At 45.9% G+C, this 24,596-nt stretch carries 18 protein-coding genes; 13 read left to right on the forward strand and 5 right to left on the reverse strand.

Going from position 1 to position 24,596, the window contains the following annotated elements:
- Positions 1–80: 80 nt before the first annotated feature.
- A complete protein-coding gene (locus BEL04_RS16240) occupies positions 81–941 on the forward strand; it encodes an OmpA family protein (protein WP_066005839.1) in 861 nt (286 codons plus the stop codon).
- A 55-nt stretch (positions 942–996) separates the two neighbouring features.
- Here the strand turns inward: BEL04_RS16240 and BEL04_RS16245 are convergent, their stop codons facing one another.
- Positions 997–1,431 carry a hypothetical protein gene (locus BEL04_RS16245; RefSeq protein WP_066005840.1) on the reverse strand — a complete coding sequence of 145 codons (435 nt, stop codon included), beginning with the start codon at positions 1,429–1,431 and terminating at the stop codon, positions 997–999.
- Positions 1,432–1,633: 202 nt separating this feature from the next.
- Positions 1,634–2,494, reverse strand: coding sequence for a YitT family protein (locus BEL04_RS16250; RefSeq protein ID WP_066005841.1), 861 nt, complete (start codon positions 2,492–2,494; stop codon positions 1,634–1,636).
- Positions 2,495–2,625: 131 nt separating this feature from the next.
- Here BEL04_RS16250 and BEL04_RS16255 point away from each other — a divergent pair, with 131 nt between their 5' ends.
- Positions 2,626–4,212 (forward strand): hypothetical protein, encoded by a 1,587-nt coding sequence (locus tag BEL04_RS16255; protein WP_175404099.1) that lies wholly within the window; start codon positions 2,626–2,628, stop codon positions 4,210–4,212.
- 1 nt (position 4,213) lies between these two features.
- Here the strand turns inward: BEL04_RS16255 and BEL04_RS16260 are convergent, their stop codons facing one another.
- From BEL04_RS16260 to BEL04_RS16270, 3 genes are all read right to left on the reverse strand, one after another.
- Positions 4,214–5,299 (reverse strand): lipopolysaccharide assembly protein LapB, encoded by a 1,086-nt coding sequence (locus BEL04_RS16260; RefSeq protein WP_066005843.1) that lies wholly within the window; start codon positions 5,297–5,299, stop codon positions 4,214–4,216.
- Positions 5,300–5,440: 141 nt separating this feature from the next.
- Positions 5,441–9,397 (reverse strand): Pls/PosA family non-ribosomal peptide synthetase, encoded by a 3,957-nt coding sequence (locus tag BEL04_RS16265; RefSeq protein WP_066005844.1) that lies wholly within the window; start codon positions 9,395–9,397, stop codon positions 5,441–5,443.
- Positions 9,398–9,591: 194 nt separating this feature from the next.
- Positions 9,592–12,207, reverse strand: a complete 2,616-nt coding sequence (locus BEL04_RS16270; RefSeq protein WP_066005845.1) for a PAS domain S-box protein — start codon at positions 12,205–12,207, stop codon at positions 9,592–9,594.
- A gap of 558 nt (positions 12,208–12,765) precedes the next feature.
- On the opposite strand from BEL04_RS16270, the gene BEL04_RS16275 reads away from it, so the two are divergent.
- The 11 genes from BEL04_RS16275 to BEL04_RS16325 all read left to right on the forward strand — a co-directional run bounded on the left by BEL04_RS16275 (position 12,766) and on the right by BEL04_RS16325 (position 24,593).
- Positions 12,766–13,143, forward strand: coding sequence for a response regulator (locus BEL04_RS16275; protein ID WP_066005846.1), 378 nt, complete (start codon positions 12,766–12,768; stop codon positions 13,141–13,143).
- A 1-nt stretch (position 13,144) separates the two neighbouring features.
- Complete coding sequence (locus tag BEL04_RS16280; RefSeq protein ID WP_139113075.1) at positions 13,145–14,224, forward strand: sugar transferase; 1,080 nt, start codon at positions 13,145–13,147, stop codon at positions 14,222–14,224.
- Positions 14,225–14,232: 8 nt separating this feature from the next.
- Positions 14,233–14,925 (forward strand): TolC family protein, encoded by a 693-nt coding sequence (locus tag BEL04_RS16285; RefSeq protein ID WP_066005848.1) that lies wholly within the window; start codon positions 14,233–14,235, stop codon positions 14,923–14,925.
- Positions 14,926–17,070 carry an exopolysaccharide transport family protein gene (locus BEL04_RS16290; protein WP_066005849.1) on the forward strand — a complete coding sequence of 715 codons (2,145 nt, stop codon included), beginning with the start codon at positions 14,926–14,928 and terminating at the stop codon, positions 17,068–17,070.
- A gap of 51 nt (positions 17,071–17,121) precedes the next feature.
- Entirely contained in the window at positions 17,122–18,336 is a 1,215-nt protein-coding gene (locus BEL04_RS16295) for a glycosyltransferase (RefSeq protein WP_066005850.1), read from the forward strand.
- Positions 18,337–18,485: 149 nt separating this feature from the next.
- Positions 18,486–19,985: an O-antigen ligase family protein gene (locus tag BEL04_RS16300; RefSeq protein WP_083227960.1), complete on the forward strand. Its 1,500-nt coding sequence runs from the start codon at positions 18,486–18,488 to the stop codon at positions 19,983–19,985.
- A complete protein-coding gene (locus tag BEL04_RS16305; protein ID WP_066005851.1) occupies positions 19,982–21,187 on the forward strand; it encodes a glycosyltransferase in 1,206 nt (401 codons plus the stop codon). Before BEL04_RS16300 ends, BEL04_RS16305 begins: the two co-directional genes overlap by 4 nt.
- 2 nt (positions 21,188–21,189) lie before the next feature.
- Positions 21,190–21,804, forward strand: coding sequence for a DapH/DapD/GlmU-related protein (locus BEL04_RS16310; protein WP_066005852.1), 615 nt, complete (start codon positions 21,190–21,192; stop codon positions 21,802–21,804).
- 60 nt (positions 21,805–21,864) lie between these two features.
- Positions 21,865–22,752 carry a glycosyltransferase family A protein gene (locus tag BEL04_RS16315; RefSeq protein ID WP_066005853.1) on the forward strand — a complete coding sequence of 296 codons (888 nt, stop codon included), beginning with the start codon at positions 21,865–21,867 and terminating at the stop codon, positions 22,750–22,752.
- A gap of 47 nt (positions 22,753–22,799) precedes the next feature.
- Positions 22,800–23,663 carry a beta-1,6-N-acetylglucosaminyltransferase gene (locus BEL04_RS16320; RefSeq protein ID WP_066005854.1) on the forward strand — a complete coding sequence of 288 codons (864 nt, stop codon included), beginning with the start codon at positions 22,800–22,802 and terminating at the stop codon, positions 23,661–23,663.
- 15 nt (positions 23,664–23,678) lie between these two features.
- A complete protein-coding gene (locus BEL04_RS16325) occupies positions 23,679–24,593 on the forward strand; it encodes a glycosyltransferase family 2 protein (RefSeq protein ID WP_066005855.1) in 915 nt (304 codons plus the stop codon).
- The last annotated feature ends 3 nt before the right edge of the window (positions 24,594–24,596 follow it).

Raw genomic sequence — 24,596 nt, forward strand, 5'->3', positions numbered from 1 at the left:
ATCCACACAAACATTCTACACTATTTTCTGTTATAATCATGATCGTAAATATTTACGATCATGATCAATAATACAAACTTATGAAGTTCCTAAAAATAGCCCCTATCTTATTCCTTGGCGCAGTACTGATCACCAGTTGCGTGAGCAAAAAGGAATATATGCAGCTACAGTCGGAAAACTCCAAGCTGCAGGATGCCAACAAAGACCTGACCACACGTTACGCCTCCACTACGCAAGACCTGAATATAGCCAAGAGCCGTAATGCCAGCCTCGAAGAGCAGATAGCACAGCAAAAATCGGCATTGGCAGCCTTACAGGAATCGCTCGATAAATGTTTGGCAGGCAACAATCAGGGCGGCGCCAATATCGCCAAACTGGTTGATGAGATTAACGTGTCCAATAAATACATCCGGCACCTGGTCGACGTTAAAAACAAAAGCGACTCGCTTAATATGGTTTTAACTACCAATCTAACCCGCTCGTTAAGTGCCGACGAGATGAAGGATGTAGATGTGAAAGTTTTGAAAGGTGTGGTGTATATCTCCTTGTCGGATAATATGCTGTACAAGTCAGGCAGTTATGAGATATCTGATAAAGCCGGCGCTTCGCTGGCCAAAATAGCCAAGATCATCACCGATTACAGCACCTACGATGTTTTAATTGAAGGTAATACCGATAATGTACCTATTTCACAGCCCAACATCCGTAATAACTGGGATTTAAGTGCTTTACGTGCCTCCTCGGTAGTGCAGGCCCTGCAGAACAACTATGGGGTCGATCCGAAGCGTTTAACAGCTGGCGGCCGTGGCGAGTATAACCCTGTGGCCGATAATACCACTGACGCGGGTAAATCAAAAAACAGGCGCACGCAGATCATCATCACGCCAAAACTCGATCAGTTTATGGACCTGATAGGCAAAGCGCCCGAAAAACCACAATAAAATTTAACGATTTTTAACATTACGGGGCGCCGCTCAATACTTGGGCGGCGTTTTTTTATGAGGCTTTCAATCCTGAAAAACAAACCCCCTGTTCCTGGTATAGTTTATCCATAATGAGTCTATCCAGCGGCTTTAGGATATAGAAGTGCGTGTGTTGTTCAACAATATCATCGCGTTTGCCTAAATAAACAAAGGCCTGATCGAACGAATGAAAGCTGAAATGTACCTGGTATTTCAACCTTGGATCTGAGATAACCAACGAAGTTTCGTCGTCTTCAAAATCAAGGCTATAGTCGGTGTATTGCCCGTTCAGCTCACCCGGAAAATAATATTCGAGGCCTGTTCCAAGCGATGGGATACGGGGTATTACAAACAAAGGCAGCGTGCTCCTGGAAGCGTCGCTGGTATCTGCTTCGGCATTAAATGCCAGCCCGAGCGTAGAGTTGGCGCTCCTCGCAAAAACCATCTGGTATACCGGTACTCTTTTCATGTTATACATTTAACCAGATAAAGAGCAATACATCGGTATACTGTACGGATACAATCTTGCGCCAAAGGGCTTTTAGCCGGGCAATGTGATAAGGGTTCATAGATAGCGGTATTGTAATGCTAAATTGCACAACATCACTTTATCAAAAAACCGTGAAAACACCGGAATTCAACCGTAAAAAAACAATTTTCCGGTTGAAACCTTAGTGCAGCCGCTTACGTTTAAGCAAGCCGCCTGTAGTATCTTCGATGCTTTGCTGTACGATAAAGGCCTTGGGATCGACGTTCAGTATCGCATTCTTTAACGCCGGTATCTCCAAACGGGTAGCCACGGTAAAAATAATATCGCGCGGATCGTTGATCTGCCCGTCTTTACCGTAACCGCTTTTACCTTCGTAAATAGTTACGCCGCGGCCCAATTGTTCGGTGATGACCGCCCTGATCTCTTCACTTTTTAAGGATACGATGGTAATGCCGGTGTACTGCTCTATACCGTTCAATATAAAATCGACCATTTTTGATGCAGCCAGATAAGTTAAAATGGAATACAACGCCGGCTCAATACCCAAAAAGAAAGCCGCCGCCGAAAATATCAATACATTCAGTATCAGGATAAAATCGCTTACCTTGATCAGCTGTGTTTTCTTACTCACCAGCAATGCCGCTATCTCGGTCCCATCCAGTACCGCGCCGCCGCGCATGGCAAACCCTATACCCACGCCGATAAAAAAGCCACCGAATACAGCCGTCAACAATTTATCGTGGGTAACATCTGGGTAGTTGATCAACGCCACGCAAAGCGAAAGACCGGCAATGGCCAGGGTACTTTTCACTGCGAACCTGACGCCCAACTTATGGTAACCCAACCACAAAAACGGCACGTTGATGATAAAGATGAGCAGCGAGATCGAGATATGCGTGGTATCCGCAGCAAGCATGGATATGCCCGTAACCCCGCCATCAATAAAATGGCTCGACAATAAAAAGCCTTTCAAGCCCATCCCGGCGCTTAATATGCCCAGCAAAATCAGTGCAGTATCCTTAACTGTATTTTTTAGCCTCATATCCAAAATTAAGCATCCACAGCATAAATGTGTTATTTAATTCGGATTGAATAAATACACGGAAGCATATTCGTTTACATTGCGTAGTTTTATCACCGGTATAGTTTTCTCAGGCTATCATGAATAGGATAATGAAAATATCGGTCTTTGTCATCATTATTTCTGTAGGCGCGGTGCTTGGTATCCGGCACATATCGCATACTGATGAACATGTCAATAATATTCATCGCGTTATGCCCAACGCCCTGAAAAACATGTTCGGCATTAACGCTTACGAGTGGAATTTTTTGCAAAACCCCGGGAATCTCAACGACGCATCGCATGTGTATCCGCCTAAAATTGACCTCATTAAAAGCTTCAGCCAGGTGCGGCATTACCTGGATTGGGAAAAGATAGAGCCTGCCGAAGGCAGCTTTACTTTTAACCCTGCCAATAATGGTGGCTGGAACTACGACGCCATGTACCTGGCTTGTAAGCAAAACAATATCGAAGTGCTGGTTTGTTTAAAAAACTGCCCGCCATGGCTTGTAAAAACCTACCCCGCCGCTCAGCAAGGGGGCGAAAATGTGCCCGCACCTTATGGCTTAGACAGGCTAAAACCGGCTACATACCTGCTGCAGGCTAAAGCGGCTTTTCAGTTTGCGGCGCGGTATGGATATAATAAAAATGTACCTGCACAATTGGTTACCGTTAATACCAAACCACGCTGGACGGCCGACCCGGTGAATGAGGTGAAGACCGGACTGGGATTGATCAGGTACATCGAATGCGACAACGAACGTGATAAATGGTGGAAAGGCAAACAGGCTCAGCAAAGTGCCGAGGAGTACGCAGCCAACCTATCTGCCTTTTACGATGGAGACCAGGGCCGCCTGAGCAAAGATGCCGGCGTAAAAACTGCCGACCCCGGCATGCAGGTGGTAATGGGCGGCCTGGCCAACCCCGATCCTGATTTTGTGCGCCGGATGATCGACTGGTGCAAGATACACCGCGGGTATCGCAAAGATGGCAGCGTCGACCTGTGCTTCGATGTAATCAATTATCACTTTTACCCCAACGATAACCAGGGCAACAGCGATAAACAGGCAACACGCGGCAAAGCTCCCGAACTAACCGAAGCAGCTCGCGTTGCGGATAGTTTTGTGGCTTTAGCCGATGCGACCGCTCACAGGCCCGAAGTTTGGGTAACCGAGTGTGGTTATGATCTGAACGGCCATAGTCCGCAGCGGGCCATTAAGATCGGTAATAAAACAGCCGAAGAAACCCAGGCCGACTGGATATTGCGATCGGCCCTGTTGTTTAACCGGCATGGTATAAAGCGCCTGTTTTTTTACCAGTTGTTTGATGATAACCCAACCAGCACCGTTCAATACGGCACCTCCGGCTTAACTGATGAACATACGCTTAAACGCCGCCCTGCTGCTGATTATATTTTACAAACTGCTCGATTAACCGGTAACTACACTTATACCAAAACTATCAATAATGATCCGCTGGTGGACGTTTACCAATCCGGACTTAAAAAAATGTATGTATTGATGATACCTGATGAACAAGGCCGCAGTGGTCATTTCATCCTGAACCTCGGCACCGCCAACGCAGTCATCCATACCCTTAAAGTTGGTTCCGAAACGATGGTTGATCATACCCAAAAAACCGCAAACGGCAAACTGGATGTGACCGTTTCAGAAACGCCTGTATTTATTGAAGGAATATAATTTAATACTGCCCGCGATAGAACCTGTTATCCCGGTTAATTTTTATGGGATTGGCGTTGTACCACGCATAAAAGGCGTCCCATTTAGGCTTATTGGCTTTATACCAGGTGCTAAAACCCGCTTCGTCGCCCTTCATTAACAGCCAATGATTATACGCTTCAAAATGCCCGGCTTTTATAATCTCATCCTGGTAATTGAACAAAGCGTTAGGGTACAACTTGTCGTAACCCATTTTATGATACGATCTGATAAAACCTGTACGGATATTGTTCAGTGATTCCAGGTCGATGGTTTTTGGGGCGCCAACGTTCATTAACACCGGTAAGCCATACGCCAGGTTAAACGGCATTTTAAACTTCGAGATATCTTCTTTAGGGTCGACATTAATGGTATCGCGCTTACTAAAATCAACACGTACCTTACCGCCGTCGCCAATAGTAATACTGGTTTTGTAAGTATCAAAAAGCAGCTTGCTTATCTCATCCCGGCGCTTGCCGCTACGCTCCAGGTTCATAAATATTTCGCCGTATATCAGGCCCCAAACGGTTTCGCTTGTGGCGCAGTAAATACGCGAGGCCCAATAATAATTTGATGCAAAAGCAGGGTCGGCTTTGATACCTTGTTCGCAAAAATCAAGCGCCTTAACAAAATCCTGTTTACCTATCCGGATCACTGCCGATTCGAGGTACAGCTCGCCCGCATCGGGGAATAGCTTAAGCCCGGCCTCATAGGTTTCAATAGCTTTATCTTTCATCCCGGTATCATCATAACTATTGCCAAGCAACTGGTAAACCCGGGCAAAAACATCTTTATAGCTTTTTAATTTGAGCAGTATTTCGATAGCGCGTTGATAGTCTTTAGTACTGTAATAGCAATACGCCATCTCGTAAGGGTAAATGGCGCTTGCAGGGTCGAGCTTTTGGGCGTCGGCTAAAAGGTTAAGTGCTTCCATAAACCGACCCTGATCTTCGAGTGCAACTGCCTGGCGGCCCAAATCTTTGGCCTTTAACAGGTTGCTTTGTGCGGAAGCAACATTTACGACAAAAAATAGCAATAAAAAGATGGCCGATTTAAGTGTGTGATACATTGCTCATTATACTTTGCGATAAAAGTATATATCAGGATTTTATATACCCTTATAAGTGCTGTATAATTAACAAACATTAACAGATGATGTGCAAAAATGCTTTTCAGGTTTTATCTGCACATTTTTTCATTTGCACATTCATCAGGCAGGTTTTACCGGGCTGCCTACCCAATCAGTACCCGGCGAAAGGTTTTCGCCCTTCATTACCAACGATAGTGCACTGATATTGGTATCGTTACCTATCTCACTATCGTACAATACAATGGTGCGCGACCCTACGCTGCTCCTGTCGCCTATTTTAACCGGGCCAATCTTCATTACCCTGTCTTCAAACAGGTGTGTTTGCGGGCCGCAATCCTCATTCAGCTCCACATCGTCGCCCATCGTGATCATATCATGTTCGGTAAAGTCGGTAGTGTTCAACCAGGCACGCTTACCGATTTTTACGCCCATTAGCTTCAAAAACAATGGCAACCAGGGCGTACCGCGCAGATAGTCCAGTAAAAACGGTACAGCCAGTGCCTCATAGGTTGAAGTAACGGCTTCGCTGCGCCAAACCATCCAGGTCCACATAGGTTTTTGCCTCGCCCGGTATTTGCCGATGAAGGCCCATTTTAACAACAGCACTAATAAAAATGCCGGTATACCCATAAACCTCAGGTAATACACCGGGAACAATACGATCACCTTCCACATTGGTTCGTCGATAACCAGCGAGTGCGCATAAGCGATGAACAAAATAGTAAAACAAATAATTGCGCTTTCGGGTAAGATGATGCGTATAAACTCGACCGTCCCGCGGGCCAACCTGCGCCCCCATTTCGGGGTAACCGTTAACTCGGGCGGGTAAACCGTACTCCCCTGCCGGCGCGGCATAGCTATGGCCGGCGAGCCGAACCAATCGCGTGCGGTCTCGGTTTCCAATTGCTCTGCGCTTGGCGGAGTTGATAACACACCTACCAGCATATCGCCGGGCAAATGATAGCCCTGCGGTATCAGGGCGCTGTTACCCACAAAGCTGTTGCTGCTGATAACCGTCTTGTCCAGTATCAGTTGCTGGGCACGGATATCGGCCTCGCCGAGCGTAACCGCATCGGCAATAAAGGCTCCGTCGCCTATCTCAAGTAGTGGGTGGGTAACATTACTGGCTGTGGATACCTCGGTATTCTTACCGATCTTCGCGCCAAGCGCTCTGAAGAACATTGATACAAAAACGGTTGCATAGATAGGATGTAATACGATCAGGCATAACGATATCAGCTGATCGGCAAACCATTTGCGCATATAAGCCAGGCTGTATATGGGGTATTTGCCGGGTTTAAGCCTCCATTGCAAAGCCCGGGTTAACACAATAGTTTCGCATGCAAAAAGCACGATGTAAATTGTTGCCAGTATTGGGATACGCCACATGTAGGTAAAATCCCAGGGGTCGGCGTTGTTATCGAGGTTGTTTACCGCGATAATGATCGGGATAAGCGGCAACAGGATAATAAAAGGAAATACCGCTACCGATACCGCAAAGGCAAACATGTACCGTTTGCGTTTAGCTGGGGGCACCGGCAAAGGTTGTGGAAGTTCGTCAATAGCTTTGGTCTCTTTTAACTGTGCCGGGCTACCGTACCAGATCTCGCCGGGGCGAATGGTTTTCCCCTCCTGCAGGTGGCTCAGGTCCTGGAGTTCGCTCCACTCTTCCATTACAGCACCGCCCGCTATGACGGCGCCGCTGCCGATATACGCGTGATCGCCTAAGGTTATCTTTCGCAATTTGAGCATACCATCCTCAACCCAGGCGTTATTGAGCATCACATCCGAGCTGATGCTCACATCGCGGCCGATACTTACCAGATCTTCGGCCCCGATACTAAACTGGCTGATCTGCGCATCGGCTTCCACCTTAACGCCCAGCATCCGTAAAAAGAAGGGATATAGCGGCGTACCGTTCAAAAACTGCATCGGCAGCAACCTGCTGATCGTCCGCACAAACCACCAGCGGAAATAGTAAGTGCCCCACAGCGGATAATCGCCCTCTTTCATTTTACCGATGACCAGCCATTTTGATAAAACAATGGTAGAGGTGTACAGAGGTGGGATGAAACAGAAGAATACCAATGCCATCAGCAAGGCAAAGGCGCGGGTCTGATCATCCTGCTCAAAGTAATAATAAGCCAGGTAGGGCGAAAATATCTCCACGGCAAACAACCCGAAAATGATACCCAGCGACACTGTTTGGGCCGCCCAACAAGCTAAATAGCGTATCAGCCGCACTTTGTTAAAAGTGCGCTCTTTCTTTTCGGTTTTAGCGTGTGTTTCCCACTCCTGCACCAGTGAACTTAACGGCCGGTGCAGGTAAATATCCTTTAACGATGCCTGCGGGATGCCCGCATCGCGGCGAAGGCGCGATACCAAAGCAGCCGCAAGCAAAGAGTGGCCGCCCAAATCCTCAAAAAAGTCCATCGACAGGGTGACGGTTTTATTGGGAAAGGTTTTATTCAGCACGGCCAGCAAACGGTCGGCAAGCGGTGCATTCAGATCGAGCGTATCGGTTGGGTCGCCGCTGGTGGCCAATAATATATCGGGCACAGGTAGCGCTTTGCGGTTGATCTTTCCGCTGGGCATGCGCGGCATTTCGGGTAACCCAACAATAGTACCCGGTACCATATAGCCTGGTAATACTTTCAATAGCTCGGCGCGCAGCACAGCTTCGTCGACTTGGGTATTATCTTCGGTAACTACGTAACCCACCAATTGGTCCTGTTCGTTGCTGTCCTTTTTAACGGCTACCGCTGCCGACATAATGCCCGGCAGGCCATTCAGTTTAACTTCGATCTCACCCAGTTCGATGCGATAGCCACGGAGTTTGATCTGGTCGTCAAAGCGGCCCTGCAGGTCGACGGTTCCATCCTCGTTAATGATGCAGGCATCGCCGGTACGATATATCCTGTCGCCCGGCATATCCGCCAGCGATTCGGGTTTATCTACAAATTTTTCCCTGGTTAGCTCGGGCAGTTTAACATACCCGGCGGATAATCCCGGCCCGCTGATTACCAGTTCGCCGCGTTCGCCCCGGGGCAGCAGGTTCAATTGCTCGTCTACCACGGCCAGGTTATAATTCGGCAATGGGTCGCCTATGGTTATCGGGTCGCCGGGCTGCAGGTGTGCTATCGTAGCGGTAACTGTTGTTTCGGTTGGCCCGTAACTGTTGTAAAATTGCCTGCCCGGTTTAGCCCACTTAGCCAGTACCTGCGGGGTACAAGCTTCGCCGCCGGCGTTCACCAGGCGTATCTTGGGGTTATCCTCATCAATCACTGCAAGCAAACTCGGTACAGCATGCAATATGGTTATATTTTGTTTTTTTAAAACGTCGCCCAACTCGTCGATAGCTTTCGAAGTAGTATTATCGGCTACCCAGATGGTGGCGCCTGCCAGATAGCTTACCCAGGTTTCCTCGCACCACATATCAAACGAAACAGAAAAGCCCTGGTAAACACGATCGCTGCTATTGATATGGAAAATGCTTTGTTCGGCCCGCACCAGCTGGCATATCTGTCGGTGACCGATCGGTATGCCTTTGGGTTTGCCTGTACTGCCCGATGTATATAATATATAAGCGCAATTGTCCGGTTCCGGGTGCTGGGTCAGCTCAAAAGTTTCACTTGCTTGCGGCTGCGCCGGTACGCTCAGCATCGGGCAGGTTACGTTTAATTGCCCGGCACTGAAACAGGCATCGGCTTCGCACTCGGTTAAAACGGTCTCTACCCTTTCGGCAGGCATTTCCCGGTCGACCGGTACATAGGTCGCTCCCGCTTTAATGATCCCTAATACCGCCACATGCAACTCTAACCCACGCTTCCACCATATACCCACTTTTGCGCCGCGCTTTATTCCTTCGTGCTCCAGGTAAGCGGCAACCTTATCGCTCCAATGATCGAGCTGGGCATAGGTAAGCGATTCATCCCCAAAGATGAGTGCGGTATGATCAGGGTTAATTTTAGCAGTATGAGCGAAGATATCGGCCAGGGTTTCATTGCGCAGCAGATCGGGACGATCAGCTCCTTTGATGATGCTGACAGAGTTAGCGACAGATAAATCAGGGTACACTTTAGTAGGTTATATTTTGGCTATAAACACCAATTTGACATACAATGATAGGCATAGTTTATTGGTTATTTATGGGTAATTAAAAATTTACAGGGCAGTGTTCGAGTGCTGTATTTAAACTAAATTTTGTGCCCGATTGTTCGGTGAATATAGAAATATATTTTACCGGGTAAGCACGTTTACCTTCGCTTATACTATAGATATATCTTAAACGTCGTCCCGCGCCCTACCTCGCTGCTTACCACAATTTTGCCGCCCATGGCTTCCACCTGGCTTTTGGTGATGAACAGGCCAATGCCTTTGCCATCGCTGTTTTCGTGGAAGGTTTTGTACATGCCGAAAAGCTTATCGGCATTTTTTTGCAGGTCGATACCCAGGCCGTTGTCCGTAATTTCTAATACCTGCTGCCCGTCTTCGGTGTAACTGCTTACCACAATAATGGTTTGCTTACCCGGGTCGCCGTACTTTACCCCATTCGACAAAAAATTAAATAAAATACTCTCGATGTATGCCGGGTTGTATTTGATCTCGAGGCTTGGAGCTACTTTATTAACAATAAGCGCATCGCGGTAGCTCGAATTATTTTTCAGTTGTAATATGGCCTTCTCAACATAGGTAAACAGGTTAAGCTTGGTACGCTCTAAACTGATGCTGGTTTGTATGGATACAACCTCATTAAGGTGCATAATGGTTTCGCTCAATTGGTCGGATACTTTTTCGAGGTGTCCCAACAATATCTGTTCTTCTCCCCGGTTTTCGGCCTCCTGTAACAGTTTAACCAGTATTTCAAAATTGCCGGAGTGTGTTCGCAGGTTGTGCGATATGATGTATGCGAAATTAATAAGCCTGTTGTTTTGCTCGGTTACCAGGTCGAAGGCATTTTGCAATTCTTGTTCCCTGGTCTTTTTCTCAGTTATATCCGTTACGTAACCGTGCCAAATCACGCTTTTATCGGGTTGTAATTCTGGCCGCGATGAACCATGCAGCCATTTAACCGGCTGCCCGGGTATGGACAGCCTGAACTCGTGTTCCCAGCGCGTAAGTGTATTGAACGATGTAATAACCGAGCGGTAAAATGCGGCAAAATCGTCCTGGTGTATCCGGTTAAAAACGGGTGTCGAATCGTATCTTAATTCATCGGGCGTCAAGCCAAACAACTCAACAGTACCACCACTGGCAAACGGGAAGCACGATCGGCCGTCGGGGAAAAACTGGAACTGGTAGATCACTCCGGGTATCTGCTCGGATAATTTGGTTAATAAGGCGTCGCGCTCCTTCAGGGCATCCTCGGCTATTTTGCGCTCACGAATATCGCGCATACTGCCTTCAAACCCGCAAAAAGTACCATAGTCGTCAAACAGCAAATGCGCATTGATAGATGTATGCACAATCTCGCTGCTGCTGGTTTTTAACCGCACCTGGAAATCGTTTACCTTGCCGTGTTCTTTCAGCAGGTCGACCAGCTTCTGCCGGTCTTCGGGGTAATAATAAAAATCTTCTACATGGCTGCCGATGATCTTCTCCCGCTTGTAACCCGAATAGTTCTCAATAGACGGGCTGATCTCGGTTACGATCCCATTGACATCGGTCTGATAGAAAACGTCTTGCACGTTTTCAAATATTTTGCGGTATTTGGCTTCGCTTTCGCGTAGTTTTATTTCGGCGCTGCGGCGCAGCGTGATATTCTCTATCTGTGATACAAAATGAAGGGGTTTACCTGCATTATCGCGCACCAGCGATACGCTCAGTAACGCCCAAATAATATTCCCGTCTTTGTGGATATACCTTTTTTCGATCTGATAGTTGTTAATCTTACCTTCAAGTACCTTCACCACCATGCCTATATCATGCTCCAGATCATCAGGGTGTGTTATATCCTGGAAGGTTAGCCCCATCAGTTCGTCGCGGGTGTAACCCAGCAAATCGCATAGTACATGGTTTACTTTCATCCATTTACCGTCAAGCGATACCAGGGCCATGCCGATAGTAGCATTTTCAAACGCGCTCCTGAACTGCTGTTCGCCGATCTCGAACTCCTCACGCATCCTTTTCTGGCTGTCGATATCCTGAAAAGTGCCGTATAGCCGTTTACAGGTTCCACTCTCAAACTCGGCATGGCCGATAATGCGCGTCCACAGCTCCTTACCGGTAGCCGTGGTAATCTTGATTTCGAGATTATATGATCTCCCGCTTTTTATCGCTTCGTTCGTGGCATCATCTATCAGTTTGCGGCTGGCCTTATGCAAAATAAAACCCGAACCTTTGCCGGTTATGATATCGTACTGCGGTTCGTAATCGTAAGGCACTTCGTATATCTGCTTAACTACTTTTGACCATCTTGCCTTTTTCCTGATCAGATCAACCTCCCAGCCGCCTACACGGGCTACCTGGTTAGTCAGATCGAGCAGGTTTTCTGCTTTTGTCAGCCTGTCTTCAGTATTTTTTTGGTGAGAGATATCAATTACGCAACCCGACATTTTAAGCGGTTCGGCACTTTGCCCGCGGGTTGTTATCTCACCTGTGCACCGCAGCCACAGCAGCGAGCCGTTTTTATGCCGGTAACGGGCCTCGTTTTGGAAGGGTATTTTGCCCTGGCTCTGCGCATGCTGCTTATAGTTTTCCAGTATAACTTGAAGGTCATCAGCAAAAACCAGCAGTTCCCATTTAAATGGCATCTGCTCCCGGCTACTGCTATCGTAACCGAGCATACTTTTAAAAACGCTGCTTAGCTGTATTGCCCCTTCGGGAATATTCCATTCCCAAAAACCAATACCTGCGTTTTCAAATACGGCCGGACCAATAGCATCCATAGTTTACGGGAGCAAATGTGGTTAATAATATAAACTGTACGGTATTAATTTACGTAAATTGGTTGAATGAATTTACAATCTATTTTATTATCCGCAAAATTAACAGGTATGAAACAGGTTAAGCCTTTACAATAATTGTTTCGGATAAAATTTTATTCTGAGCGCATTAACAGGAGTATTATTATTAATTAAATTTCGACGATTAATTGTAACTTAAAGTTAATCCGGACGTAAAAACGCGCATGGCACAAGCCCCGGTTACTCAAAATGGGTAATCAGGTACACAGTATAAATTTTATTACCCGGTAAACACCTACGGTATATGCCTGTTAAACATCAAAACATTTATTTAAGGTTAAACAATCATAACAAACCGGTAATTTTTTGACAAATATCAATTTGGTACAGCTTGTGCATATAAACTTTTACAAAAACATTTTTAATTATTATATTTAGGTATCTTTAGAAAAGATTGCATTAAAGACAACCGTACATTAAATTTTACGTATGTAAACGGGAAGTATTATATTATTCTCTCCCTAAAAACTCTTTAAGTGAATGAAGACACAAATACTTGTAGTAGACGATGACCTGAGCATTTTAAAGCTGTTAAACTTTATATTGGCAAAGGATTATGATATCATTATAAAAAACAGCGGCCTGGAAGCGTTAAGCTGGCTCGAAGAGGGTCACGATCCGGCCCTGATCATATCCGATCTGCAAATGCCCTACCTCGACGGGCAAACATTTGTACGCAACCTCAAAATAAGCGGTTTTTATAAGGATACGCCGATAATCGTATTATCGGGTACCGATAACCTGGGCGAACTGGTTGCCGATATGCCTTACAATATCGATTCGTACCTGCACAAGCCATTTAACCCCACTTCATTAAAAGAAGCGATCACCAAGGTTTTAAATTTACACGATGCCTAATATGCAAACAAGTTGGGATAACGCTATCCAACAGCAAAACAAGGTGGCCTATGTTAGCTCGGGGCCCGAAGACGAATTGGTTAACGAGCTTAAACATCATTTTGCCGTGCGGCATGTTTTAACATTCAATGCTTTTGAAGATTATCTGTCGGAACAATCGCTGCTAACCCTGCCCGATATTTTGTTGATGGAGATCGATGAAGCCGAATATTGCTTTACCCTTGTCGAAAAAATAAAGAAAAACCCTATGCTGCATGGGTTGCTGATTGTATTGCTTGCCAGAACACCCAACAGTGAATGGAAAGCCAAAGCCATGCAGCTCAAGGTGAATGATTTGTATAACTATCCGCTGCCAATAGATTACCTGTGCGAGCGCCTTAACTTTTTAATCAAGTTTAAGCTCATCAGGCCAAAATTATCGGAACTATTAAACCAGGTTGACGTTACCTACAAAATGCCTTTCAGCAAAAGGTTTTTTGATATCGTATCATCGGGCTTCGCTATCTTACTGGCATCTCCTATTATGCTGGTAGTGGCCATAGCCGTTAAATTAGATTCGAAAGGCCCGATCATCTATAAAAGCAAACGTGTCGGCACGGGTTATAAAGTGTTCGATTTTTACAAATTCCGTTCGATGCGTACCGACGCCGACAAGATGATCGCGAGCTTATCTGACCTGAACCAGTATGCAGCCGAAGAGGAAGGAAGTAAAAAAGCGGCGTTCGTTAAAATTAAAAACGATCCGCGTATCACCAAACTCGGTAATTTTATTCGCAATACCAGTTTGGATGAACTGCCTCAGCTTTTTAATATTTTAAAAGGCGATATGTCGTTAGTAGGTAACCGACCGCTGCCTTTGTACGAAGCCGAGATGCTGACATCGAACGAGTGGTCGATGCGCTTTTTGGGACCAGCCGGCTTAACAGGCCTGTGGCAGGTAAGCAAGCGCGGGAAAGAGGATATGTCTGAACGCGAGCGTAAAAAACTGGATAATTTTTATGCGCAAAATTATTCGTTCTGGCTCGATCTGAAGATTTTATTAAGCACATTTCCTGCCTTGTTCCAAAAAGAAAAAGTTTAATTTCGCGAATGAGAAAATCTGTAATACCTGTTTATATACTGCTGCTGTTTATACTGTCATTATCAAAGAGCTACGCACAGGAAAGTATTATGAATGATATTTCGTACCCCTTTCTGGATAAGCTTATTGCTACTGCCAAACAGAACTATCCGCAGGTAAAAATTAAACAGGAGCAGGTATTGATCGCCAAAAACACCTATTCGATATCTAAAAAATCGTGGTTCGATTTTCTATCGTTCTCGTATATCTACAGCCCGCAAACCAATATTAACCTTGCGGCTACCAACGTATTCGCCAGTATATTTCAGGGATACCAGATAGCGATCTCACTAAACGTCAAATCGCTGTTTGAAAAACCTTTCCTGATCAAAAACGCTAAAGAGAACCTTTACATAGCACAGCTCGAACAGCAGGATTTTAACCTGAACATTGAGCTGGAAGTAAAAACACGTTATTTTAACTATATCAGGCAGTTAGGCATACTCAGGCTCAGAACCCGCACCAGCCAGGATGCCGAAAGCCTGATAAGCCAAACCAAACACCAGTTTGAAGCCGGCTCAGAAACGATGGAAAACTATACCAAGGCCACTACCAGTTTTGCCGAAAATAACCAGGCGAAATTAGATGCCGAGGCCTCGGTATTAATTGCCAAGGCCTCGCTCGAACAGATTATTGGTAAAAAGTTAGAAGAGGTACGATAAATGGAGCCTACAAATTTTTTCTCTCTTGTAAAAAAGTCGAAACTGGTATTAATTACGATACCGATAGTAACGGCTGTTGTAACCTATTACCTGGTACGCAATCTGCCCGATACCTATAAATCCAAAGCGCAGATCTCGACCGGAACTGTGGACAGGTCGCAGCAATCGGTAATGACCCAAATCGCGGCCGAATCTCAGGTAAGCCAGGAATTCAGTAACATGATGGCGGTGATGCAGATGAAAAAGGTTATCGACCAGGTTTCGTACCAGCTTATCCTGCACGATCTGACCGGTTCGCCTGCCAATATGTTTCGCAAACCAAGCAAGGATTTTAAGAACCTGAACCCCAGTGCGCGCCAACATGCCATAGAAGTATATACCCGTTTATATAACAACCACCAGGCACTATCATTATGGGACCCCGACCAGAACGGGCTAAACCGGGTACTGGCTTCGATGGGCTATGATTATGGTGCGATAACCTCAAAACTGGTATCCTACAGGTCGGAGTCGAGCGATTTTATCACGGTTGAATACGAATCGGACAACCCGCTGCTATCGGCATTTGTAGTTAATACGGTCATCACCGAGTTTATCAATTTTTATACGTCGCAAAATAAAGACAACGAGCTCAGAACCGTTGCGTTTTTAGATACGGCGGTACAAAAGAAGAAAACGGTTTTGGATAGCGCCGTTAAAAAACTGGAGGAATATAAGATCAGGAACCACATCCTTAACCTGAACGAACAAACCAAAAGCTTATACACCCAAATCTCGGATTTTGAGAGCCGCAAGCAGCAGGCTGAGAAGGATATTGCAGCTTACGGGGGCACCATCAAAAACATAGATAAAAAGTTCGACCCGAACGACCGCAAATATTTTGAAAGCAGTTTAACCAAGATCAACAACGAAATTGTTAACCTTACCTCGCAACGCAATGCCTTAACCGATGCGTTGATACAAAGCAACTATAACGACGTTTACAAGCAAAAGGTCGACTCGGTACAGCGGCTCATCAACGAAAAGATGAACGAATCGTCCGACAAAAGTATCTACAGCCCGCTGGCAACCAAGGCGTCGCTGATGAATCAAAAGCTGCAGTTGCAGCAATCGCTCGATCTTGCTAAATACAGCATCGGTTCGCTCGACAGGGAAACCGCCCGCCTTAAGGCTAAACTTGATGTTTTGGTTCCTCACGAGGCCGTAATTCAGTCGCTCGAAAACGCTATCGACGTAGCGCAAAAAGATTACCTGGAAATGCTGCAGAAGGATAACCAGGCAACCATGCAATCGAGCTTTGCCCCTAAGCTGCACCAGGTTGATATAGCTATGCCGGGCGGCGCACAGTCATCAAAAAAGATGCTGCTGGTTGTAGTTTCGGGCATCGTTAGCGAAACGTTGTGCCTACTGGTGCTATTTGTGCTGTTCTATATCGATAACTCGATTAAAGACCCTAAAACATTAGCCAATAAAACCGGCCTGCCGGTATTGGGTTATCTTACAACTATCGAGGGCGAAACCCTCGACCTGAAAAAACTTTGGGATGTTGAGAACCGCAATAAAATGCAGCAATTTAAAGATCTGCTGCGGTCCATCAGGTTTGAAATAGACCAGGAGCTGAGAGCAAGTAAAATATTGGCTGTTTCGAGCCTCGAGCCTGGCGAGGGAAAAACCTTATTGGCTATAAGCCTTGCCTATTCATACTCCATTATCAATAAAAAAGTATTGCTGATAGACGGCAACCTCGAAAACCCATCTATCAGCGAAACCGTTCAACCGAAGATTTTCATCGAAGATTTCTTCAGGGATGATAGCATTTCGAGCGAGCTGTACCGCGGCGGTATGAGCGTGCTTGGTAACCGCGGGACAGACATCACTTTGCTTGAGATTGAGAACGAAGATATCATCCGCGAGAAATTTACCGGTCTTAAATCAAAATACGATATCATTATCATCGAAGTGCCCGCCCTCAATGCAATGAACAAAGCCAAAGAGTGGATGCTTTTTGCCGATAAAACCATTGCCGTGTTTGAAGCCAACCAAAGCCTTAACGAGGAAAAAAATATGAGCATCAGATACCTGAAGTTTTTGGGGCCAAAATTTGGCGGCTGGGTGTTCAACAAAACAAACAGTAAAAAAGCCTGAAAAAAGGGCAGGCAGGTTAAATAACTATTTTGTTATCTGAGTTTAATAAACATGAGTAACCTACTTTCAATTATATGGATCATTATACAGGTTATCATTGGCTTTAACCTGGTGTTTCCGTTATTGCTGTTTTTATTCTATGGCATCCGCAAAAGCGTTGTCTCACCAAATAAAGAGGGCGTTTTGTTACACGACCCCGATTACGGCATTATTGTAACCGCTTACGAGCAGACAGACAATTTGCCGTCGGTAGTTAAATCACTCTTGCAGCTGCAATACAGCAATTACCTGATCTATATAGTTGCCGATAAATGCGATATCAGCAACCTGAACTTTAACGATGAAAGGGTAATATTGCTTCGCCCCGCGGAGACGCTTGCCAGCAATACGCGTTCGCACTTTTATGCTATAAACCGTTTTGTTCGCCCGCATACGCATTTAACCATTATCGACAGCGACAACCTGGTGAAGCCCGATTACTTGGCACAGCTGAATGAGTATTTCAACTATGGTTTTAAAGCTGTGCAGGGCATACGCGAGGCAAAAAACCTCGATACCACCTTTGCCTGCCTCGATGCAGCCCGCGACATTTACTATCATTTTTACGACGGCAAGGTGCTTTTCGGCGCCGGCTCTTCGGCAACGCTTGCCGGCAGCGGTATGGCTTTTACAACCGAGCTGTATGTGCAATGCCTTGGCCACCTCGATATTACCGGCGCAGGATTTGACAAAGTATTACAATCCGAAATATTAAAACGCGACGAGCGCATTGCCTTTACCGAAAAAGCCATTGTATACGATGAAAAAACATCCCGGTCGGATCAGCTGGTCAATCAGCGGGCACGGTGGATAAACACCTGGTTCAAATATTTCAAATACGGTTTCAGGATGATAGCCAACGGCATCACCCGGTTCAGCCTCAACCAGTTTATATTTGGTTTAGTGCTCGTAAGGCCGCCCTTATTTATGTTTTTGCTGCTTTCGGTTGTATTTATGGGTATCAATATCGCGATCGGGCACCTGATGGCAGGCGCATTATGGGCTGCCGGATTATTGATATTTGTTGCCGGGTTTGCCCTGGCACTGGCCCGGTCTGAAACCGATAAACGTATCTACCGGTCGCTTATTAACATCCCCAGGTTTATGTTTTTACAGGTACTGTCGCTGCTGAGGATATTTAAGCGGAGCAACAAGCAAAATATCGCAACAAAACATTACGCCGGTACACAGATCGACGATATAAAGGATAAGCAAAGTGAGAATTAACCCGGTTGAAAAAACACAGGAGGATCCTTTTAAGTATCTGACAAAGACGCAAAAAGTGACCCGTAAAATTGCGATAGCGGTTGCTTTTGCCGGTGTTTTTATCTGGTTTTTAAAAGTGGTTTTCGGTATACCATCGTAAAGGTGCAGAAATGGAACTGGCAGATACCCGACACGAAATAAATAACAGAACCAGGAACAGCTCACCAGGTTTTTGGAAGAGCATCGTATTGAATAAGCTTTCGGCGCCGCCTGTTTATATTGGTTTGTTTGCCCTGTCGCTGTTATGCGCCGTGCTCATCGGCACCAAAGGACTTGTACCGGGCATATTGATCCTCATCTTTTTGATAGGCGTACCGGTGGTTTATGGCGTAGTAGCGCATCCGCAGTTCGGCATAACGGTGCTTTTTGTAGCGGCCTACCTGCTTTTCATCCCCATGAAGATGGATACCGGCGGTTTCCCATTAGGTACCGTAATGGACATATTGGAGTACCTGCTTATCCTTGGCTTCTTCGTCAAACAAAAAACCGATACCAACTGGAGCATTTTTAAAGACAGGTTAAGCTATTTTACCATGGCCTGGATAGCCTACAATTTTGCCGAGGTTGGTAATCCGTCGTCGATATCGCCGCTGGCATGGGTATACACCATCCGCACCACCGCCGTGGTCATCACCATGTATTTTGTTTTTGTTTATCAGATACGCGATCAATCGTTCATTAAACTGATTTTTAAGATATGGATAGCCTTAGCTATCGTAGGTGCTGCGGATGGTTTTAAACAGGAGAACTTCGGGTATTTTCAATCTGAGCACGATTACCTGTACGGCGACCCGGGCCGGGTAGCCCTGTTATTTATCGACGGGCACATGCGTAAATTCTCCATTTTTTCCGATCCGGTGGCCTTCGCCTATAACATGGCCTCGGCAAGCGTGCTATGTATCACGCTCATGTTCGGGCCCATCAAAGTGTATAAAAAATATATCTTAGGTGTAATAGTTGCCTTCCTGATGTTTTGCATGCTCTACTCGGGTACGCGCGGCGCTTTCCCCCTGGTTCCGGCTTCGCTGCTGATGCTGGCCATACTGAACTACAATAAGACGGTGCTGAAGTTTGCAATTGCTGCAGCTATATTTTTCGTCGGGTTGATCTTCGTACCAACCAGCAACCCCAGCATTGTACGCTTTCAAACAGCATTCAGGCCCAATAACGATCCGTCGTTCAACCTGCGTAAAATGAACCAGGCGCGTATACGGCCTTTCATCCTGTCGCACCCATTGGGCGGCGGCCTGGGCTCGACCGGCGTTTGGGGGCAAAAATTCGCACCAGGTTCAATGCTGGCCAACTTCCCGCCCGACAGCGGTTACGTACGTGTAGCCGTCGAGTCGGGCACGATCGGTATTTTACTGCTTTGCTCGCTGGTTTTCGTGGCCCTGTTAACTGGCATTAACAATTTTTACCTCATCCGCGATCCGGTACTTAAAAACTATAGCCTGGCGGCAACGCTGGTGGTATTTACCTACAATATAGGTAACTATCCGCAGGAAGCTATCGTACAATTCCCATCAAATGTTATATTTTTTTTGTGTATGGCCTTAATTACGATTTGCCGGAGGCTTGACCGCGAAAAACAAAACTTAGCTGTACAATGAAGAATGACCTGATAACCGGCCGTGATATTGTTGTTGTTGGCCAGCAACCCTGGGATGTTGAGATTGGCAGCAATAATAAGAACCTTGCTATCGAGTTCAGCAAAAATAACCGTGTATTGTATGTAAACTCGGCGCTGGATACTATAACTCTTTTTAAAAACAAGCAGGATCCGAAAGTACAGATGCGCCTGGCCGTTATCGATAAAAAACAGGACGGACTGATCGAAATCAGCAACAACCTGTGGACCTATTATCCCGATATCACTATCCGCTCGATAAACTGGATAAAAAGCAACCGGATATTCAATTTTTTGAATAAAAACAACAACAAACGTTTTGCCGAATCGATAGCTAAAGCAATCAAAAGGCTGGATTTTAAAAACATCATCCTCTTTAACGATTCGGACATTTTCAGGAGCTTCTATCTCAAAGAGTTTTTAAAACCTGCGGTAAGCGTATACTATTCGCGCGATTACTTACTGACCGTTGATTACTGGAAACGTCACGGCAGCATACTCGAGCCGCTGCTTATCGCGAAAAGCGACCTGTGTACCGCCAACTCAACCTACCTGGCCGATTACTGCGCGCAGTACAACCCCAAATCGTACTACGTTGGCCAGGGCTGCGATTTGAGCTTGTTTGATAACAGCAACGGCTTTGATATTCCTGAAGATATCAAGCCTATTAAAAGGCCGGTTATAGGCTACGTTGGCGCTTTACAAAGTTTAAGGCTGGATATCGAACTGCTGGAATATGTTGCCAGACAAAGGCCCGGCTGGAGCATTGTATTGGTTGGCCCCGAAGACGATGTATTTAAAGCAAGCGGTTTGCACCATATCGGCAATATCCATTTTTTAGGTTCGAAGGACGCTTCGATGCTGCCGGCATATATCAATGCATTTGATGTTTGTATCAATCCGCAGATGATCAACCAGATCACCATCGGCAACTATCCTCGTAAGATAGACGAATACCTGGTAATGGGTAAACCCACCGTGGCAACTGCAACCCGGGCCATGGAGATTTTCGGCGGGCATGCTTACCTGGGCAAAAACAAAGAAGAATACATTACGCTTATACAAAAGGCGTTAGACGAGGACTCGCCCGAACTGCAAAGCAAGCGTAAAGCATTTGCCACTTCGCACAGCTGGGAAAACAACGCTAAGGAAATTTATAAGGCCATTAACACTTATAATCAATAGTTATGGGTTTAGCAGAGCAGATCAAATCGAAACCGGCATTTAAAAAACTGGCCCTGTGGATGATGATCCCGAGCGGCGAACACAGGCCGCGCCGCTGGATAAAATGGTTTGTAAACCCTTTTAAACACAAGCGTGGCAAAAAATCGATCATCCGGTGGCGAACACGTATCGACGTTTTCCCGTATAATAAATTCGAGCTGGGTGAAAGCTCGGTGGTGGAAGATTTTGCCACAGTTAACAATGGTGTCGGCGATGTGATCATCGGCGACCGTACCATCATCGGCATCGGTAACGTCATTATCGGTCCGGTCAAGATCGGTAACGATGTAATGTTCGCGCAAAACATCGTAGCATCAGGGCTTAACCACGGTTACGAGGATGTAAGTTTACCGCCAAGCGTGCAAAAAGTAAACACCAAACAGATCACTATCGGCGATAACGTTTGGATAGGTGCCAACAGCATCATCACCGCGGGCGTTACAATCGGCAAACATGCCGTCATCGGCGGCGGCAGCGTGGTGACGAAAGATATTCCCGATTATACTGTTGCAGTAGGAAATCCTGCCAAAGTGGTAAAAAAATACAACTTTGATTTAAACAACTGGGAAAGAGTATAGTATATTTACTAATCCCTTAAACCCAATTACGTTACTATTAATTTAGCGCTTATGCCTCACATGTTCAGTCTCCCGAAATGGATAGAACCGCATCTGTTTACTGGGAAAAAATTTAGCGACCTGACGGCTGCCGAGCTGGCCGATCTGCAAAACAGGATCAGCAAATTCAGGCATGAGCAGCCCGATGTTTCGGTGATGATACCCGCATGGAACGAGGAGAACAATATTTTCCGTACGCTTTCGTCATTATCAGCAAACGAAACCAACTATAAAGTCGAAATCGTAGTGATCAACAATAACTCGAAAGATAATACCCAGGCAGTACTTGATCAACTGGGCGTACGCAGTTATTTACAGCCAGAACAAGGCACTCCCCATGCCCGCCAGATGGGCCTGGAGAAAGCACGCGGCAAATACCATCTATGTGCCGATTCGGACACGTTCTATCCCCCGAAGTGGATCGACCTGATGGTGAAGCCTATGGTTGATAATGCCGAAATTGTAGGTGTTTATGGCCGGTACTGCTTTATACCACCCGAAGGCCAGGGCCGTTTCGGCTTATGGCTGTATGAACTGATGACAGGGGTACTAGTACAGATACGAAAAAGGAAACGCGAATTTTTAAACACCCTGGGCTTTAATATGGGCTTTGTAACCCAGGTAGGCCGCGATACCGGCGGCTTTAAGGTGAAGCAGGTGCGCAAGTTTGATAATGCCGCCGGCAGTGATTATTTTGTAGATGAAGCCGAAGACGGTACAATGGCTGTTAACCTGAAAAAGCAGGGCCGTTTAAAATTAGTTTTAGACCACAAGGCGCGGGTTTTCACTTCACCGCGCCGTCTAATGTACGATGGTGGTGTTTGGGCCGCATTTAAAAACCGTTTCAAAGGGCATGGCAGCGGCATGGGCGAATATATTACCGGAAAAAGTAAAAACTCTAAACAATAAAATGCCGTATGTAAACACATTGTTTAACACACCCTAATTGTAATTAAATGAAAATCGCACACCTCATCCTGGTACATAAAGATCCGGCGCAGTTAGCCCGGTTGCTGGATAAGCTCAGTCATCCCGACGCGGATATTTATGTGCATATCGATCGTAAAACCCCGGTTGAAGAGTTTGTTAAGGTGTGCAAGAGGCCTAACGTGTACATGATCAAAAACCGTATCAAAGTACACTGGGGTTCATACAGCATTGTTCAGGCTACGCTTAATGGTTTTAAACAGATCCTTTCGGCAAAAAAGGGTTATGGTTATATCAACCTGCTCAGTGTGAGCGATTATCCCATCAAAAGCACAGCCGAGATCCACGATTTCTTTAACAAACATCCGGATAAGATCTGGATGGAATATTTAACCGAGGAATCTGATTGGTGGCAAAAGATCAAAACCCGCGTTACCAAATACCATCTTACCGACTACAATTTTAAAGGCAGTTATACCCTGTCGACCTTGCTGAATAAATTTTTCCCCGACAGGACGGCACCCGATAACCTGGAGTTTGTAGGCCGCTCACAATGGCTAACAGTTACCGAAGAAGCGGCCAGGTACGTAATTTATTATCTGCAGGAAAACCCTAAGGTAGAGAAGTTTTTTAAGCTCACCTGGGGCGCCGACGAGGTGATCATACAAACCATTTTATACAACTCGCACCTGAAGGACAAGATCGTGAATAACAATTTGCGGTATACCGACTGGAGCGAGGATAAAGACAGTCCGAAAGTGCTGACGATGGCCGATGCACCCAAACTGCGTATCTCGCCGCATTTATTTGCACGTAAATTCGATATGGCTATCGACAAGGAAATATTGGATTTTCTGGATACGGTAACCGCAAGCAAGCCTGCAGCAAAATAAAATCCAAGCTTTTATATGAAGAAAGTTTCTGTTATCACCGTAAACTTTAACCAGCCAGTGGTTACAGAAGCCTTGTTCAGCTCTATTGAAGCGACTAATACCTACAGCAATATCGAGATCATTACGGTTGATAACGCCAGTAAGGAGAACCCCGTTCCCGCCTGGGAAAAGAAATACCCTGATATTAAATTTATCCGTTCGGAGGTAAACCTTGGCTTTGCGGGGGGGAATAATCTCGGTATTAAGGAAGCTGCAGGAGATTACCTTTTCCTGGTAAATAACGATACGGAGTTTACCCCCGGCCTTATCCAAACGCTGATTGATGTGTTCGAACAACATCCCGAAGTCGGGATCATCTCGCCCAAGATCAAATATTTCCAGACGCCCAACATATTGCAGTACGTCGGCTTTACACCGATGAACTACTTTACCTGTTCAAACAAATGCGTGGGCCAGTTTGAAGAAGATAAGGGCCAGTACGACCATCTTACCGCTCCTACCGGTTTTTGCCATGGAGCGGCAATGATGCTGAGAGCCGATGCCATAAAAAAGGCGGGGTTGATGGCCGAGAACTTCTTTTTGTATTATGAGGAGATGGACTGGAACGAACACATCAAACGTGCGGGATACGAAGCATGGGTTTGTACCGATGCGCTGATCTATCATAAGGAGTCGGTATCCGTCGGGCAAAAAAGTAAGCTCAAGGAATACTTTATGAACCGTAACCGCATCCTGTTCATGCGCCGTAATGCACCCTTTTTTAAGCGGCTGATATTTTATACTTATTTTATGCTGGCAGTGTTTCCGCGCAATATTTTAGTGTATATTAAGGACAGGAATTTTGATTTTATACCCGTGTTGTTCAAAGCCGTATGGTGGAACGTGACACAATCAAAAAATAGCACTAAATTAGGTTACCCATTAAAATAAGCG

The sequence above is a fragment of the Mucilaginibacter sp. PPCGB 2223 genome, from assembly GCF_001705515.1.
Taxonomy (GTDB): domain Bacteria; phylum Bacteroidota; class Bacteroidia; order Sphingobacteriales; family Sphingobacteriaceae; genus Mucilaginibacter.

Bases quoted from the DNA above. Each gene is read 5' to 3' on its own strand.
- BEL04_RS16240 (WP_066005839.1), top strand. From the start codon at position 81: ATGAAGTTCCTAAAAATAGCCCCTATCTTATTCCTTGGCGCAGTACTG.
- BEL04_RS16245 (WP_066005840.1), bottom strand. From the start codon at position 1,431: ATGAAAAGAGTACCGGTATACCAGATGGTTTTTGCGAGGAGCGCCAAC.
- BEL04_RS16250 (WP_066005841.1), bottom strand. From the start codon at position 2,494: ATGAGGCTAAAAAATACAGTTAAGGATACTGCACTGATTTTGCTGGGC.
- BEL04_RS16255 (WP_175404099.1), top strand. From the start codon at position 2,626: ATGAAAATATCGGTCTTTGTCATCATTATTTCTGTAGGCGCGGTGCTT.
- BEL04_RS16260 (WP_066005843.1), bottom strand. From the start codon at position 5,299: ATGTATCACACACTTAAATCGGCCATCTTTTTATTGCTATTTTTTGTC.
- BEL04_RS16270 (WP_066005845.1), bottom strand. From the start codon at position 12,207: ATGGATGCTATTGGTCCGGCCGTATTTGAAAACGCAGGTATTGGTTTT.
- BEL04_RS16275 (WP_066005846.1), top strand. From the start codon at position 12,766: ATGAAGACACAAATACTTGTAGTAGACGATGACCTGAGCATTTTAAAG.
- BEL04_RS16280 (WP_139113075.1), top strand. From the start codon at position 13,145: ATGCAAACAAGTTGGGATAACGCTATCCAACAGCAAAACAAGGTGGCC.
- BEL04_RS16285 (WP_066005848.1), top strand. From the start codon at position 14,233: ATGAGAAAATCTGTAATACCTGTTTATATACTGCTGCTGTTTATACTG.
- BEL04_RS16290 (WP_066005849.1), top strand. From the start codon at position 14,926: ATGGAGCCTACAAATTTTTTCTCTCTTGTAAAAAAGTCGAAACTGGTA.
- BEL04_RS16295 (WP_066005850.1), top strand. From the start codon at position 17,122: ATGAGTAACCTACTTTCAATTATATGGATCATTATACAGGTTATCATT.
- BEL04_RS16300 (WP_083227960.1), top strand. From the start codon at position 18,486: ATGGAACTGGCAGATACCCGACACGAAATAAATAACAGAACCAGGAAC.
- BEL04_RS16305 (WP_066005851.1), top strand. From the start codon at position 19,982: ATGAAGAATGACCTGATAACCGGCCGTGATATTGTTGTTGTTGGCCAG.
- BEL04_RS16310 (WP_066005852.1), top strand. From the start codon at position 21,190: ATGGGTTTAGCAGAGCAGATCAAATCGAAACCGGCATTTAAAAAACTG.
- BEL04_RS16315 (WP_066005853.1), top strand. From the start codon at position 21,865: ATGTTCAGTCTCCCGAAATGGATAGAACCGCATCTGTTTACTGGGAAA.
- BEL04_RS16320 (WP_066005854.1), top strand. From the start codon at position 22,800: ATGAAAATCGCACACCTCATCCTGGTACATAAAGATCCGGCGCAGTTA.
- BEL04_RS16325 (WP_066005855.1), top strand. From the start codon at position 23,679: ATGAAGAAAGTTTCTGTTATCACCGTAAACTTTAACCAGCCAGTGGTT.